The organism is Kitasatospora sp. NPDC101155 (assembly GCF_044768305.1).
Taxonomy (GTDB): Bacteria; Actinomycetota; Actinomycetes; order Streptomycetales; family Streptomycetaceae; genus Kitasatospora.
Genome location: NZ_JBIWPN010000002.1, coordinates 104,405 through 119,281 on the forward strand (window position 1 = coordinate 104,405; position 14,877 = coordinate 119,281).

A 14,877-nucleotide genomic window follows, 5' to 3' on the forward strand; every position below is an offset into this window, starting at 1 on the left:
TCTGCCGAGTGGCATGAAGCCACCGTGTTCGAAACGTGGCGTTCCCGTCATCCATTCGGGTGACGGGGCCACTGGTGGCGTTCGGCGCCCAAGCGGACAATACGGGGCATGTCGCGCCGCATCGCTCACGCACGCCAAGCCCTGAGCACGACCGCCACCCCGGCCGGCGATTCGGCCGCAGCCTCGGCCGACGGGTCGGCCGCCACCCGGGCCGCCGACTCGACCGCCGACTCGACCGCCGACTCGACTGCTGATTCGACCGCCGACCCGACCGCCGGGGAACGGGCGCCGCGCGCGCCGCACCGGTACCGGGCGCGGTTCGGGGCGCTGGCGGCCGGGGCGGTGTTGGTGCTGGCGTTCCCGGCGCCGGGACAGGCCTGGCTCGCGTGGGTCGGGCTGGTTCCCGGGCTGCTGCTGATGCAGCGGGCCCCGTCGGGGCGGGAGGCGTCGGTGCGCGGCTGGTGGTTCGGGGCGGGGTTCATCCTGACCGCGATGTACTGGCTGCTGCCGTCCATCGGACCCGGGCTGCCGGTACTCGCGGTGCTGTTCGGGGCGCTGCAGGGTGCGGTCGGGTACGCGGTGCACCGGCTGCTGCACCCTGCGCTGACCACGCGTCGGGCGCTGCTGGCACTGCTGGTCGTCCCGGCGGTCTGGGTGACCACCGAGTACGCGCGGTCCTGGCCCGCGCTCGGCGGGCCCTGGGCGCTGCTCGGCGCCACCCAGTGGCAGCACCCGGCGATCCTCGGGCTGGCCTCGGCGGGCGGGATCTGGCTGGTCAGCGCGGCGATTGCGGCGGTGAACACCGCGGTGCTGATCGTGCTGACCGCGGTGCACCGGCAGCCTCGGACGGTCGCGGCGCTGACCGCCGCACTGCTGCTGGCCGCCGGTCCGCTGCTGTTCGCGCTGCGCCAGGCGCCGGTGCGCACCGGCGCGGTGACGGTGGCGCTGGTCCAGCCGGGCATCGTGGAGGACCCGCAGGCCCGGTTCGACGCGAGCGCCCGGGCCACCGCCGCCCTGGTCGGGCAGCCGCTGGACCTGGTGGTGTGGGGCGAGAGCAGCACTGCCGCCGACCTGGACCAGGACCCGGCCACCCTGGACGCCCTGCGCCGGCTCGCGGCGACCACCGGCGCCGAGATCATGGCCGGAGAGGACGCCCGCAAGGCCGACGGGCGGATCTCCAAGGACGCGGTGCTGGTCTCCCCGGCGGGCGTGGTGGACCGCTACCGCAAGATCCGCCTGGTGCCCTTCGGCGAGTACATCCCGCTGCGCCCGGCGCTCGGCTGGATCGCCGGGGTCAGCCGGGCGGCGGGCGAGAACCGGGCGCCCGGCAGCGCCTTCCACGTGCTGCCGGCCATCGACCGGGCGGGCGGGCCGCTGCCGGTCGGCGCGCTGATCTGCTTCGAGTCGGCGTTCCCGGACATGGCCCGGACGGCGGCGCGGGACGGCGCCCGGGTGCTGGTCTACCAGTCCTCGACCTCGACCTTCCAGCGCACCTGGGCGCCCGAGCAGCACGTTGCGCTGGCGGCGATCCGGGCCGCCGAGACCGGGCGTCCCGCCGTGCAGGCCTCGCTGACCGGAGTCTCGGCCGCCTTCGACGCCCAGGGCCGGGAGCTGGCCCGGCTCGGCACCGACCGCACCGGGGCGCTGACCGTACGACTGCCGCTCACCGCGCCGGGGACGCTGACCTGGTACGACCGGGTCGGCGACGTGGTGCCGATGGGCGCGCTGCTGGTCACGGTGGCGGCGGCGCTGGGCGGGTGGCGCCCGCGGGCTGCGCGGAGCTCGGCTCAGCTCCCCGCCGTTTAGTGCCCGCCGTCCAGTGCCCGCCGCTCAGCTGCCCGCCGGGGCGGTGTAGACGCCGAACGCGGCGCCCTGGGCGTCGCGCAGCACGGCGATCCGCCGACCGCCCGGCATCGAGTAGCTCGGCATCAGCGCCTGCGCGCCGAGGGCGACCGCCCGCTCGACCGTGTTGTCGACGTCGGTGACCGAGAAGTACGGCAGCCAGTGCGGCGGCACCTCGGGCGGGAAGTTCTCGCCCATCACCAGCATGCCGCCGAAGTCCTGGCCGTCCAGGCCCCACTGGGTGTAATGCTCGGACGGGGCGACGGACCAGCCGAAGACCGCCGGGTAGAAGGCTCTCGCGCCGGCCGGGTCGCGGGTGAGCAGTTCCACCCAGCCGAGCGAACCGGGCTCGTTGAACACGTCGGCGCCCGGGAAGGCGCGGGCCTGCCAGAGGATGAAGGCCGCGCCGGACCGGTCGGCGACCACCGCGAAGACGCCGAGGTCGAACACGTCGCTGGGCGCCTTGAGGACGCGGCCGCCTTCGGCCTCGATCCTCTTGGCGGTGGCGCCGGCGTCGGCGACCGCGAAGGCCACCATCCAGGCGATCGGCTGCTGCGGCGCGTACCGCGGAGTGATGGCGGCGGCCGAGGCCTTGCCCAGGAACATCTGGGTGTAGTCGCCCGCGTCGGGCCGGACGTCGCCGTCGGGGCGCCAGCCGAACAGCTCGCGGTAGAAGGCCGTGGCGGCGGCCGGGTCGGAGGTGCCCAGCTCGACCCAGCACGGGGCGTTGGTGGTGACGGAGGTCTGCTTCATGGCTCATGCTCTCCGGCTGCTTTAGCTGATTGTTCGTCAGGTATTGGTTGTGTCAGGAGACTTCGAGGACAACCTTGCCGCGGGCGTGCCCGGACTCGACCGCGGCGACCGCCGCGGCGGCACGGGCTAGCGGATAGCGGTTGGTGACCTGGGGGTCCAGGTCACCGGTGGCGACGAGCATGGCCAGGGCGGCGAGGGTCTCGGAGGTGGTGGAGCGGGTGACATAGCGGCCGCCGAGTTCGGCGGCGACGGTCGGGTCGGCGGTGCTGACCAGTTCGGTGCGATCGCCGATCACCCCGGCCACGGCCTTCAGGGCGTCGCCGCCGACCAGGTCGAGGACGCCGTCGACGCCGTCGGGGGCCGCCGCGGTGATCCGCTCGACGACGCCGTCGCCGTAGCGGACCTGGGCGGCGCCGAGGGACTCCACGTACTCGCGGTTGGCGTCGCTCGCGGTGCCGAGTACGGTCAGGCCCTGACTGCGGGCGATCTGGGCGGCGGCGCTGCCGACCCCGCCGGCGATGCCGAGGATCAGCAAGGTCCGCCCGGCGCCGAGGGCGAGTTGGCGCACGGCGTCGTCGGCGGTGGCGACCGAGACGCAGAGCGTCGCGGCCTGGTCGAAGTCGACGGCCCCGGGCTTGAGGGCGCTCAACTCGGCGCGCAGCAGGGTCTGTTCGGCGAAGGCTCCGGCGGCGGCGAGGCCGAACACCTCGTCGCCCGGGGTGAACCCGGTGACCCCGGGGCCGACCTGCTGCACCACGCCGGAGGCTTCCTGGCCCATCACGGCGGGGAGTTGGCGCTCGCGGCCGAGGAAGCCCCGGCGGACCTTCCAGTCCACCGGGTTCACCCCGGCGGCGTGGACGGTGATCGCCAGTTGACCGGGGCCGGCCTCCAGCGTGGGGCGGTCGAGGAACTCCTGTGTCTCCGGTCCGCCGTAGTCGACGAAGCCGAACGCCTTGGCCATCGGTGATCCCACTCCTCGGGTAGCGGCCTGCGGCCCCTTGCTCCCCCGCCCCAGCATGCGGGGCGCGGCAGGGTGGGGGCGGGCGCTGGTGGGCCGAACGGGGGTGGGCAGAAGGCGGGCCGGGACGGCAGAGGGTGGGCGAGGGCGGCGGAGGAGTGGCAGCGGGGAACAAAAAGCAGTCGACAGATAACAGATTTCGAAATCTGTTATCTGTCGACTGTTAGTTGTCAGCAGTTCTCTGTCGGCTGTCAGGCCCGCACGGCCCGTGCCACCGGAATCCAGAGCTCCGCCTCAGCGTCGCCCGTCCCCGGGACGAAGCGGGTCTTCAGGACCTCCGGGCCCGGCCGGGCCTCGTACGGGTTGGACGGGAACCACTGGCTGGCCACGTCCCCCCACATCTCCTGCAGCGCCTGCGGGAACGCCCCCTTGTTGGTGAACACGGCCCAGGTCCCGGCCGGGACGTCCAGGACCTCCAGGTCGTCCGGGACGACGGCGTCCTCGCGCGCCACCACCGCGTGCCAGTAGTCGAGTTCGGAGCCCTCCTCGCGGTTGGGCGAGAGGTGGTCGGTCACCGAGACGATGCCGAGCGGGTCCTTGCCGGTCAGGGCCGTGATCCGCTCGACGGTCTCCGCCCCGAGCCCCTTGATGAACTCGGCGATGTGCGGGTTGACGCCCAGGTAGATCAGGGGTACCCGGGCCTTCCGGCCGACGATCCGGAAGTCCGGCTTCTCGACGATCCGGTATTCCATGCTGCTGCTTCCCTCCACGATGAGTCGGAAGGACATCCGGGGCTGGGAGGTGAGCACCGCACCGTCGCGCCGGGCCTCCCCCGGCCCGACCCCGTGCATCGACCGGAACGCCCGGGCGAACGCCTCGCCCGAGGTGTATCCGTACCGGACCGCGATGTCGAGCAACGTCCGCTCGCCGTCGAGCACTTCGGCCCCGGCGACGGTCAGCCGCCGACGTCGGACGTACTCCGACAGCGGCATCCCGGCGAGCATCGAGAACAGTCGCCGGAAGTGGTACTCCGACGTCATCGCGATCCGCGCCAGTTCGGCCACGTCGATCTCACCGGCCAGGTTCCAATCGATCCGGTCCATCGCCCGGTTCAGGTGCTCCAGCACACCGACCCCGTCCTTCCCTTGTTGATCACTACCGTAGGAAGGACCCACCTTGCCGCACCCGACAATCGGTGCCCGCTGCGGTCGGGCACCGATTGCCGGGCGACCGGCGCCAACCCGGGGTCAGACCAGGCCATGGGCCGGCATCGCGTCCGCGACCAGCTCGAAGCCGGCGATGTTCGCGCCCACCACGTAGTCGCCGGGGTGGCCGTAGCGCTCGGCGGTGGTGAAGCAGGAGTCGTGGATGTGCTTCATGATCCCGACCAGCCGCTCCTCGGTGCGCTCGAAGCTCCAGGAGTCGCGCGAGGCGTTCTGCTGCATCTCCAGCGCACTGGTCGCGACGCCGCCCGCATTCGCCGCCTTGCCCGGGCCGAAGGCCACCCCAGCCTCCTGGAACCATCCGATCAGGACCTTCCGTGGTCGTCGGTGGTCGTGCGCGAGGCGTTCCCGTGCCCAGGAAACGGGACGAAGTCTCGCAGTGTCCACACCCCGGCCACCACCCCTTCCACATGCTGGACCGCCGGACGGGAACAGTCGGGGCGGGTGGGGTGTTGTCCGCCTCCGTAGTCGGGTCGGTCACCGGCAGTACGCAGTTGTTCAAATTGGAACAGCAGAGTACGGTCGACATCCGATCCGCCCGGTCCATCCGGATCCGGAGCGATCCAACCCGGTCCACCCCCGATCGACGGAGGCCCATCCATGCCTCAGCCCGGCGCCGCCACGGTGCGCTCGCGCGTGCGCATCCCACTGACCTTCCCCGACGGCTACCGCGCCGAGGCGGAGGTCTTCACCTTCCACGGCCTCGCCGACGGCGCCGAGCACCTGGCGCTCGCCCTCGGCACGGTCCCGGACGGCGGGACGCCGCTGGTGCGACTGCACTCCGAGTGCCTGACCGGCGACGTCTTCGGCTCGGACCGCTGCGACTGCGGCCCGCAGCTGCGCGAGTCGGTGGAGCGGATCAGCGAGGCCGGCGGCTACCTGCTCTACCTGCGCCAGGAGGGCCGGGGCATCGGGCTGTACAACAAGCTCGACGCGTACGCCCTGCAGGACTCCGGCATGGACACCTACGACGCCAACACCGCGCTCGGCCTGCCCGAGGACGGCCGGGACTACACCGCGGCCGCCCAGATGCTCGGCACGCTCGGCGCCACCGGCATCGACCTGCTGAGCAACAACCCGGACAAGGCCGCCCAGCTGGCCGAGCTCGGGGTCACCGTCCGTCACCGGGTGCCGACCGGGGTCCACCTGTCGGCGAGCAACGTCCGGTACCTGAAGGCGAAGGTGGAGCGGACCGGGCACTCGATCGAGCTCTCCCGGCTGGTGGGCTGACGGCGGGCGTCTCTCAGCTGCCGGCTGGTAGCTGAGAGACGACGACTGACAGAGAACAGCTAACAGAAGACAGCTGACGGATAACAGATTTCGAAATCTGTCATCCGTCAGCTGTCATCCGTTAGTCGTCACCCTGCCGCCCTCACCCCGCCCCGCGCGCCCCCGCACCGTCCGCAGCACCCCGTACGCCGCCACCGGCAGCGCCACCAGCAGCGCGGCCCAGAAAGCCCCGTGCCCCCACACCCCCGCGACCGTGCCGAACAGCCTCTCGAACACCGGTATCCGCAGTGCCTCGACCGGCCCCAGCGCGCCGGGCCAGGCACCCAGGAACAGCGTGCCAAGGATCCAGCAGACGAACAGGACCCGCGCGGTGGCCAGCGTCCCGAGCGTGGTCAGCAGCGACACCACCAGCAGCAGGACGACGAACCCGGCCTGGTACCCCGCACCGGTCTGCCCCGTCCCCCAGGAGTCCGGCGTCCGGTGCACCCCGGTGGCCGCGAGCCGCACCTCGACCGCCGCCCACAGCAGCAGGACCAGCACCCCGGTGCTCCCGAGCGCGAACCGCAGCCGGTCCCGCGTTCCCGCGCCGCCCGTACCCCAGCGCCCGGCTGCCGGAACGGCCCGCATCGGGTGCCCGGCGGCCCGCGCGGCCCGCCGGTCGAGGTCCCGCCAGGACTCCCGGACCCGCCGCCGGGCCTGCTGGGCGGGCTTCAGCAGTCGGTTCGCCGCCCGCTCGATCAAGACAAGGGCCACCACGATCGCCACCACCGCCACGATCCCGGCCCAACTCCCCATCCCGCCCTCGAACATGACCACTCGGTCGGCCACCGGCTGCGGCGCCTCCACGGCCGTCATCGGCGGCCCGAGCCGCAGATAGCCGATCGCGAAGGCCCCGGCGCCGGTCAGCAGCGCGGTACCGAAGCCGACCCGCGCCGGAAAGAAGGCGAGCACCACGGCCGCGACGAAGGCCGCGCCCAGTTTGCCGACCACCTGCTCGGCCGCGTGCCGACCGGCCAGGTGCAGCCGCCCGCCGAACAGGTCCGGCGAGAGGTCCAGCTTCTGCCCGGCCTCGATCGGGTAGCGCAGCACAGCTCCCGCCCACAGCAGCAGCCCGAGCCCGATCACCAGCAGCGCGACCGCGCCCACCCGGCGCGGCAGCATGGTGCGGGCGTACGGCCACCAGAGCCGCAGCCGGGCCGACCAGTCCACCGGCGGCCGACGGCGCCGGCCCTGCCACAGCCGGGCCACCCGCCCCTGGCGCAGCGCGCCGCCCTCCGGTTCGGGCCGCTCGGCCCGACCGCGGCCGCGCCGTCGCAGTGCCTCCGCGGCCACCAGCGCCGCCCGCCCCGCGACCTCGCTCTGGTCCGCCGCCACCGCCCGCCGGCGCAGCGCCGACCAGCGGCGCCGCACCACGTCCCGAGGGGTGGCCGCCTCCGGGTCGGGCGCCGGCCGCCGGGCCGCCGGACGGACGGCCGCCCTGGCCGCGGCGCCCGCCGCGAGCGTCCCGTCCACCACCGCGGCGAGCTCCGACACCCGTACGGGCAGCGGCAGCCGGTGCAGCGCGGCGGGCAGCGGGGAGAGCCGGCCCAGCAACCGATAGCGCTCCTCGGGGCGGATGCTGAGCCAGACCGCCAGCCGGTGCGCCTCCTCGCGCTCCTCCGGGCTGAGCCCGTCGCCGCCACGCCGACCGCCGCCGACCGTCCCGGCGGTCCGCTCCACTTCGGCCAGCACGTCCGGCAGCCCGGCCAGCGCGAGCAGCCGCGAGCAGTGCTCACCGGAGCACTCGGGGTGGAAGCAGTCGTAGCGGGCCACCACGGCGGGAGCGCCGCCGCGCACCAGCTCGTCGATGAACGCGGCGCCGTCCGGTTCGGTGGCGATCCGCTCCAGTCCGGCGGTGTCGATCGGCCGGTCACGGTAGTGCGGCACGGCGGACGGGGCGTAGGCGGCGCCGAGGGCGAGCACGGCGACGGCGGCCACCGCCTCGCGCCGGGAGCCGGGCGCGCGGACCACGTCGGTGAGGTAGTGGAGGTCGAAGACGGAGTCCTTGACCTCGTCGCGCAGCCAGTCGCGCAGCCGCTCCGCCCCCACCGCCGCGAGCCAGCGCGCCGCCGCGCCGGAGTTGCGCAGCAGCACCTCGGTGAGCCGGACCGGGTCGGTGAACGGGTCCCCGAGGAAGGTGATCGGACGGCGAGCCTGCGGGCGGCGCCGGATCACCTCGGGGCTGCCGCCGGCCAGCCAGCTGCGGACCTCCGGGGCCGTCCAGCGGTCCTCCGGCTTCTTGGTGAACAGACCCTGGAGGAGCAGCAGTTGGCGCTGGTCGGCGACGGCGGCGAGGTCCACCTCCTCGCCCATGACGAGCTCCAGCTCCAACTCCTGGTCGGCGGCCCGCTCGCCGTCCGCGCCGACGAACCGCGGGCGGCCGACGAACAGTTCGTACAGCACGTTGCCTAGCCCCCACCAGGGCCCCGCCTCGTGGTTCTTGCCCGCCAGTTGCTCGGGCGCCATGTAGGCGACGGTGACCATCATCGCGGAGGTGAAGCGGCGGCTGTCGGTGAGCCGGTCGACCCCGCCGAAGTCGGCGATCACGAACTCGCCGGGCCCGCGGCCCGGGCGCACCAGGATGTTGGCGGGCTTGAAGTCCAGCGGGTTGCGCTGGATCCGCCGCTGCCAGAATTCCAGCAGGGAGACCAGCTCGTAGACGATCTGCTCGGTGGTCCGCGGGTCGGTGTGCGCGCCGCTGCGGCGCAGCTCGGCGACGTGCGCGGAGAGGGTGACCGGCAGGTACTCCATCGCCACCCAGTCGACCACGGCGCCGTGGTGGCGCACCCGCCCGAAGTCGATCAGGTGCGGGACGTGCCGGCGGAAGCCGTCGTTGCGCAGGTGGGCGAGCAGGTCGTGGTCCATCGGCTGGCCGACGGCGGCCACCTTGACCGCGGCGTCACGGCCGCCGTCGGTGCGCCGGACGTACCAGACGGTGCCCTCGGCGCCGGCCCCGGCCTTGCCCAGCGGGGTGAAGCGGTCCCGCAGGGCATCCGGGAAGGTCACCTCGGACGGGCCGCCGGCCTCGGCCCCGGTGAAGCCGCCCGCCGCGAACCCGCCGCCCGGGACGGGCCCGGGGCCGATGTTGTCCTGCCAGGACGGGCCTGCGGACGGGCCGGCGGTGGCCCGGGGCCGGACGACCTCGGTGGTCGCGTCCGGGTCGAAGCGCCGCGGAACGCCCCGCTGGACCTTGGTCCCGGCCTCCGGGTCGTAGCGCGGCCCGGGCGTCAGCCTGGTCCCGGCCTGCGGGTCCACCCGGGTGTGCGGCTGGGCGCCGAGCCGGGACGGCCGGTCCGTACCGGCCTGCGCGCCGCGCCGACGGCCCCGCGAGCCGCGGTCCACCCTGGTCCGCGGCGGCTCCCCCGGTCCGCGGCCGCCTCCCGGCGCCGCCCCGCGTCGGTCCCCGTCGGCCGGGCCGGCATCCTCCGTTGCGCCCATGGCTGGCGCTCCCCTCCCCGCGCCCCGGGGCCGGTGCGGGGCCGTGACCGCGGGCGCACCGGTGCCGGGTGGTGATTTTGACGCGCCATCATCCCGCATACCGGGCACGGGTGTCGGGTGCTTTCGGAACGCTTCCCGGAACTGTTTCCGCACCGCGACCAGGCCCGCACGGCACCGGTACCACGGCCCGGCTCAGCACTCCCCGACGGGGCGCCCCTTCGGCTCCTCGACGATCCGGCGCGCGATCTCGGCCGGCCACACCGGGCGGCCGAAGTGCCAGCCCTGCGCCCAGTCGCAGCCCATGGTGCGCAGCCGCTCGGCGTCCTTGCGGGTCTCCACGCCCTCGGCGGTGACGGTCAGTCCGAGGGTGTGCGCCATCGACACCAGGCCGCTGACGATCCGCCACCCGGTGGCGCCGTCCTTCGCCGGGTCGTGCAGGTCGCCGACGAAGGACCCGGCGATCTTCAGCCCGGAGACCGGCAGGTCGCGCAGGTAGGCGAGGTTGGACCAGCCGGTACCGAAATCGTCCACGGCCAGCGAGACGCCGAGGTCGACCAGTCCGTGCAGGGTGCGCAGCGCCTCGTCCTCGGGGCCGACCACGGTCGACTCGGTGATCTCCAGCTGCAGCCGGGACGGGTCCAGGCCGGTGCTGTCCAGGATCCGCCCGAGGTCGGTGACCAGCGCGGCGCTGCGCGCCTGCCGCACCGCCAGGTTGACGTTCAGCTGGGGCGCGGCGTCGCCGTACTGCTTGATCCAGTCGGCGGCCTGGCCGCAGGCCTGTTCCAGCACCCAGCGGCCGAGCGGCATGATCAGCCCGGTCTCCTCGGCGGTGGTGACGAACTCGTCCGGGCCGAGCACGCCGAGCTGCGGATGGCGCCAGCGCACCAACGCCTCGACGGCGGCCATCCGGCCGTCAGCCAGCTTGTACAGCGGCTGGTAGTCGATGAAGAACTCGCCGCGGTCCAGGGCGGCCGGCATCCGCACCGACACCGCGTAGCGGCTGACCGCGCGGGCGTTCTCCTGGGGGTCGAACAGCGTCCAGCGGCCGCGGCCGGCCTCCTTGGCGCGGTAGAGCGTGAGGTCGGCGGCCCGGACGGCGGCGCCGGGGGTGGTGGTGGACACCCGCCGCTCCAGCACGCCGACGCTGGCGCCGACGGCGAGCTTGTGGTCGCCGATCAGCACCGGCCCGGCCAACGCCTTGAGCACGGTCTTGGCGGCGGCCACCGCCTCCTGCTCGCCGCGGCAGTTCTCCAGCAGGACGACGAACTCGTCGCCGCCGAGCCGGGCCACCAGGTGGCCGAGCGGGGTGAGGGCGGCCTTCAGCCGGGCGGCGACGGCGGACAGCAACTGGTCGCCCATGTCGTGGCCGAGGCTGTCGTTGACCACCTTGAAGCCGTCGAGGTCGACGTAGCAGAGGCCGAACCGGGCGCCCGGCTCCGGCTCCTCGAACAGCTTCTCCAGCCGTTCGAAGAAGGCGGCACGGTTGGGCAGGCCGGTCAGGGGGTCGTGGGTGGCCTGGTGGCGCAGCCGCTCCTGGAGTCGGTAGCGGTCGGTGACGTCCTCGAGCATCGCGACCTGGTACTGCGGGACGCCGTCGTCGTCGCGGATCAGCGAGACGGTCAGGTGGGTCCAGACCACCTCGCCGTCCTGGCGGTAGTACGGCTTGTCGAACTGGAAGTACTCCCGCTTGCCGCTGATCAGCTCCTCGTAGGCCTCCCAGACGCCCGGGGTGTCCTCGGGGTGGACGAGGTCGTCGACCCGGCGGCCGATCATGTCGTCCGGCCCCGCTCCGAACAGCTCCTGCACGGCCTTGTTGACGGCCAGGATGTTGCCGTCGGTGTCGCCGATGGCGATGCCGATCGCGGCGCTCTCGAACAGGGCACGGAACCGGGCCTCGGAGGCGCGCAGCGCACGCTCGGCCTCCTGACGGGCGGCGTCGGCGGCGGTGCGGATGGCCTCCTGCTCGCGCAGGGTGCGCTCGCGCAGGGCGTTGGCCCAGCCGGCCGCGAAGGCGCCGGTCAGCGCGGGGCCGCGGTCGTCGCCGACCGGCTGGGCCTGGAGCAGTTCGACCGTGCGGGCGAGCAGGACCGGGTCGGTGAAGTGCGCGTCGACCAGTTCGGCGCCGGCCTGGGCGGCCAGCCGGGGCTCGAAGGGCTCCTCCACCTGGGCGCGGTGCAGCAGCGCGGCGGTGCGCGCGACCAGGCGACCGAGCAGACCCGGGTGGACGACGATGCCGTGGTCGGCGGAGAGCAGCCGGCCCCAGTCCTCGTGGAACCGCTCGCCGCTGCCGTTCACCGGGGTGGTGCCGCTCATCCGAGGGCCCCGGTTCCGCGGACCGTCGTGTGCCGAGGCCGGACCGTCGTACGCACGGCGGGAGGCCCGACGGCCGCCGCACGGGGCGTACGGTCGTCGACTGCTCTCCCGTGGCGACGACTCAAGGGCGGAACCCCACGCCCGCCACCCCGGCGATCCGCTCGGGGTGCTCGCCGACCGTGTCCGGCTGGTCCGGGCGCCACTGCGGCAGGTGGACCACGCCCGGCTCGACCAGTTCGAAGCCGGCGAACATCGCGGTGACCTGCTCGCGGGTGCGCATGGTCAGCGGGGTCGGGGTCATCCGGTAGAGCTTCTGGTGGTCCTCGGCCTGATCCGGTCGGGCCTCCAGGGAGGCGTGCGAGAGGACCAGCGCGCTGCCGGAGGGAAGCGCGTCGCGGATCGCGCCGACCAGCTTCCAGGGGTCCTCGTCGTCGCTGACGAAGTGGGCGACGGCCACCAGCAGCACGGCCACCGGCTCACCGGCGGACAGCATTTCGATCACCTCGGGGCGGGCCATCAGGTCCTCGACGTCGCGCAGGTCGGCCTGGACCACGGCGCTGCGCGGGTCGTCCTGCATCAGCAGGCGGCTGTGCGCGACGGCGACCGGGTCGCGGTCCACGTAGACGACCTCGGCCTCGGGCCGGATCACGCGGGCGGTCTCGTGCACCGCGCCGAAGGTGGGGATGCCGGAGCCGATGTCCAGGAAGCGGGTGACGCCGCGCTCGGCGAGGAAGGTCACGGCGCGGCGCAGGAAGGCCCGGTTGGAGCGCATGATCTGCGGCAGCTCGGGCCACATGGACATCGCCTTGCGGGCCATCTCCCGGTCGACCTCGAAGTTGTGCGAGCCCCCCAGGTAGTAGTCGTAGACCCGCGCGGCGTTCGGTTTGTCCAGGTCCATGTCTTCCGGTACCCAGCTCGGTCGCCGCATGCCTGGGACTCCTTCACTCCGGTTCCGGGGGTGCAGCGCCTGGGGATGCTGCCGTGACTGATGAGACTACAAGCACGGAGGATCCTCCCCCGCACCCCGAACGGCTGCAAGCGGAATGCGCCATTCCCCGCGAACCGCGTCCTTTGCCGAGCGTTTACCCGCCGTTCGAGGCCGTTGCGGGGCACCCGGGCACACGGGATTCGCGGGGCGGGCGCCAACTCGGCGGCGGTCCACCGGCGTTCCGCCGTGGCGCGGCACGAGCCCGGCTAGGGTGTGGCGCGTGGACCCCAACCACTACCGCTTCCAGGGCGTGTGGCGACTCGCGGCACCGGCCTCGGCGGTGTACGCGGCACTGGAGGACGTCCAGGGCTACCCGCTGTGGTGGCCGGAGATCCGCGAGGTCCGGCAGGCCGGCCAGGACGCCGGGGAGGTGGTGGTGCGCGCGCTGCTGCCGTACCGGCTGGTGATCCACCTGGAAGCGACCCTGCGCGACCCGGGCACCGGGGTGCTGGAGGCGGCGATGCGGGGCGACCTCAACGGGTGGTCGCGGTTCACGGTCACGCCGGACCGGCCGAACGGGCCGGACGGGCCCGGCAGCGCGGGGTGCCGGGTGCTGTTCGAGGAGGACACCCGGCCCGGCAAGCCCCTGCTGCGGCGACTCGCCCTGCCGCTGCACCCGCTGTTCCGGGCCAACCACGCGGTCATGATGCGCCGGGGGCGGCGGGGGCTCGCGGCGTACTTGGCGAGTGGCGGTCCCGGCGGGGCGGGCGCCGGTCCGGGCGGCTCCGGCGGGGCGGGCACCGACGCGCAGGAGGCGGCGAACAGATGACAGACGACAGCTTTCAGCGAACAGCTGACAGATTTCGAAATCTGTCAGCTGTTCATCGTTCGCCCGAGCCCGCCTTCACCTTCGACACCCCCTTCGACCGCACCGGCACCGGCAGCAGCAAGTGGGCCCGGGCCGAGGCCCCCGGGGTGATCCCGCTGGGCCTGGCCGACATGGACCTGCCCGGCCCGCCCGCCGTCGCCGAGGCCCTGGAGCGGCGCGCCCGCCACCGCGCGTACGGCTACACGGTCTGCGACCCGGCCGGCCGGAGCCTGGTCGCCGACTGGTACCGCGCCCGGCACGGTGTGGCGGTGGACCCGGACTGGGTCCTGCTGCTCCCCTGCGGTCCGCGCACCGCGCTGCGCCTCCTGCTGGACACCCTCCGCCCGCAGGCGCCCGTGCTCTTCCCCACCCCCGAGTGGGCCGGCTTCGCCCAGCTCTGCCGCGCAGCGGGGATCGCCCACAGCGAGCTGCCGCTGCCCCTCGGCCCGGACGGCTACCACCTCCCCGACGGCCCGCTCCCCTCCCCGACGGCCGCCGTCCTGCTGAGCAGCCCGCACAACCCCTCCGCCCGGGTCTGGCCCACCGCCGAGCTGCGGGCCCTCGCCGAACGGGCGGCCGAGGCGGGCGCGCTGCTCGCCTCGGACGAGGTGCACGGCGACCTCACCCACCCCGGACACACCCACCCCGTCGCCGTCACCACCGTCGACCCGGCCCTCCGGCACCGCGTGGTCACCCTGAACTCCGTCGGCAAGACCTTCAACTGCTCCGGCATTCCCAGCAGTTTCGCCCTCGTCCCCGACCCCGCCCTGCGCTCCCGCTTCACCGACACCCTGGCCGGCTACGGCCTCTGGGAGGGCGGCCTGCTGGAGCAGACCGTGCAGCACGCCGCGCTGCGTGAGGGCGGCCCGTGGCTGGACGCCCTGCTCCTCCACCTCGCCGCCGCCCGCACCCGGCTCACCGGGCGACTAGGCCCAGCCGCCCGCTCGGCACCGCAGGCCTCCTACCTGCTCTGGCTGGACGCCGCCGCCCTCGGCCTGCCACCCGGGGCCGCCCGCCGGGCGCTGCTGGAGCGCTGCGCCCTGGAGGCCTCCGACGGCGCCGACTTCGGCCCCGGCGGCACGGGCTCGCTGCGGCTGAACTACGCCCTGCCGGGCCCGGTGCTGGACGCCGTCCTGGCCCGGCTGGACCGCCTGTGACCTGGGCATGTGCCCATGACGAGGGCAGCCCCCACACCCCGCGCACAGCCCGCCCCGAACCCCCGCATTCACCCGATCGCCACGTCCCCGACCTGCAAAAACGAACATTCACGCGATATTTACGGAGC

At 74.0% G+C, this 14,877-nt stretch carries 10 protein-coding genes and 1 pseudogene; 4 read left to right on the forward strand and 7 right to left on the reverse strand.

Features of this window, described 5'->3' with window-relative positions:
- The first annotated feature begins 108 nt into the window (after positions 1-108).
- Entirely contained in the window at positions 109-1,806 is a 1,698-nt protein-coding gene (lnt, locus tag ACIRYZ_RS03015) for an apolipoprotein N-acyltransferase (protein WP_402938736.1), read from the forward strand.
- Positions 1,807-1,830: 24 nt separating this feature from the next.
- Here lnt and ACIRYZ_RS03020 read toward each other — a convergent pair whose 3' ends face one another.
- The 4 genes and pseudogenes from ACIRYZ_RS03020 to ACIRYZ_RS03035 form a co-directional block, all read right to left on the reverse strand.
- The gene (locus ACIRYZ_RS03020) at positions 1,831-2,595 is read right to left on the reverse strand and encodes a VOC family protein (protein ID WP_402938738.1); all 765 of its coding nucleotides are present in this window, start codon (positions 2,593-2,595) and stop codon (positions 1,831-1,833) included.
- 52 nt (positions 2,596-2,647) lie between these two features.
- The gene (locus ACIRYZ_RS03025; protein ID WP_402938741.1) at positions 2,648-3,556 is read right to left on the reverse strand and encodes an NADP-dependent oxidoreductase; all 909 of its coding nucleotides are present in this window, start codon (positions 3,554-3,556) and stop codon (positions 2,648-2,650) included.
- A gap of 248 nt (positions 3,557-3,804) precedes the next feature.
- On the reverse strand, positions 3,805-4,680 hold the full coding sequence (locus ACIRYZ_RS03030; RefSeq protein WP_402938744.1) for a GyrI-like domain-containing protein: 876 nt from the start codon (positions 4,678-4,680) through the stop codon (positions 3,805-3,807).
- A 120-nt stretch (positions 4,681-4,800) separates the two neighbouring features.
- Positions 4,801-5,073, reverse strand: a pseudogene (locus tag ACIRYZ_RS03035) (glutamate dehydrogenase); the annotation flags it as partial.
- A 303-nt stretch (positions 5,074-5,376) separates the two neighbouring features.
- Here ACIRYZ_RS03035 and ribA point away from each other — a divergent pair.
- A complete protein-coding gene (gene ribA / locus ACIRYZ_RS03040) occupies positions 5,377-6,006 on the forward strand; it encodes a GTP cyclohydrolase II (protein ID WP_402938746.1) in 630 nt (209 codons plus the stop codon).
- Between the two features lie 114 nt (positions 6,007-6,120).
- Here ribA and ACIRYZ_RS03045 read toward each other — a convergent pair whose 3' ends face one another.
- The 3 genes from ACIRYZ_RS03045 to ACIRYZ_RS03055 all read right to left on the reverse strand — a co-directional run bounded on the left by ACIRYZ_RS03045 (position 6,121) and on the right by ACIRYZ_RS03055 (position 12,724).
- Positions 6,121-9,483: a hypothetical protein gene (locus ACIRYZ_RS03045; protein ID WP_402938749.1), complete on the reverse strand. Its 3,363-nt coding sequence runs from the start codon at positions 9,481-9,483 to the stop codon at positions 6,121-6,123.
- A 192-nt stretch (positions 9,484-9,675) separates the two neighbouring features.
- On the reverse strand, positions 9,676-11,796 hold the full coding sequence (locus ACIRYZ_RS03050) for a putative bifunctional diguanylate cyclase/phosphodiesterase (protein ID WP_402938752.1): 2,121 nt from the start codon (positions 11,794-11,796) through the stop codon (positions 9,676-9,678).
- A 121-nt stretch (positions 11,797-11,917) separates the two neighbouring features.
- On the reverse strand, positions 11,918-12,724 hold the full coding sequence (locus tag ACIRYZ_RS03055) for an SAM-dependent methyltransferase (RefSeq protein WP_402938755.1): 807 nt from the start codon (positions 12,722-12,724) through the stop codon (positions 11,918-11,920).
- A gap of 280 nt (positions 12,725-13,004) precedes the next feature.
- On the opposite strand from ACIRYZ_RS03055, the gene ACIRYZ_RS03060 reads away from it, so the two are divergent.
- Both ACIRYZ_RS03060 and ACIRYZ_RS03065 read left to right on the forward strand, forming a co-directional pair.
- Positions 13,005-13,553, forward strand: coding sequence for an SRPBCC family protein (locus ACIRYZ_RS03060; RefSeq protein WP_402938757.1), 549 nt, complete (start codon positions 13,005-13,007; stop codon positions 13,551-13,553).
- Positions 13,550-14,749, forward strand: a complete 1,200-nt coding sequence (locus tag ACIRYZ_RS03065) for an aminotransferase class I/II-fold pyridoxal phosphate-dependent enzyme (RefSeq protein WP_402938760.1) — start codon at positions 13,550-13,552, stop codon at positions 14,747-14,749. The genes ACIRYZ_RS03060 and ACIRYZ_RS03065 overlap by 4 nt, the downstream gene beginning before the upstream one ends.
- Positions 14,750-14,877: the final 128 nt, after the last annotated feature.

Bases quoted from the DNA above. Each gene is read 5' to 3' on its own strand.
- ACIRYZ_RS03065 (WP_402938760.1), top strand. From the start codon at position 13,550: ATGACAGACGACAGCTTTCAGCGAACAGCTGACAGATTTCGAAATCTG.
- lnt (WP_402938736.1), top strand. From the start codon at position 109: ATGTCGCGCCGCATCGCTCACGCACGCCAAGCCCTGAGCACGACCGCC.
- ACIRYZ_RS03045 (WP_402938749.1), bottom strand. From the start codon at position 9,483: ATGGGCGCAACGGAGGATGCCGGCCCGGCCGACGGGGACCGACGCGGG.
- ACIRYZ_RS03020 (WP_402938738.1), bottom strand. From the start codon at position 2,595: ATGAAGCAGACCTCCGTCACCACCAACGCCCCGTGCTGGGTCGAGCTG.
- ACIRYZ_RS03050 (WP_402938752.1), bottom strand. From the start codon at position 11,796: ATGAGCGGCACCACCCCGGTGAACGGCAGCGGCGAGCGGTTCCACGAG.
- ribA (WP_402938746.1), top strand. From the start codon at position 5,377: ATGCCTCAGCCCGGCGCCGCCACGGTGCGCTCGCGCGTGCGCATCCCA.
- ACIRYZ_RS03025 (WP_402938741.1), bottom strand. From the start codon at position 3,556: ATGGCCAAGGCGTTCGGCTTCGTCGACTACGGCGGACCGGAGACACAG.
- ACIRYZ_RS03055 (WP_402938755.1), bottom strand. From the start codon at position 12,724: ATGCGGCGACCGAGCTGGGTACCGGAAGACATGGACCTGGACAAACCG.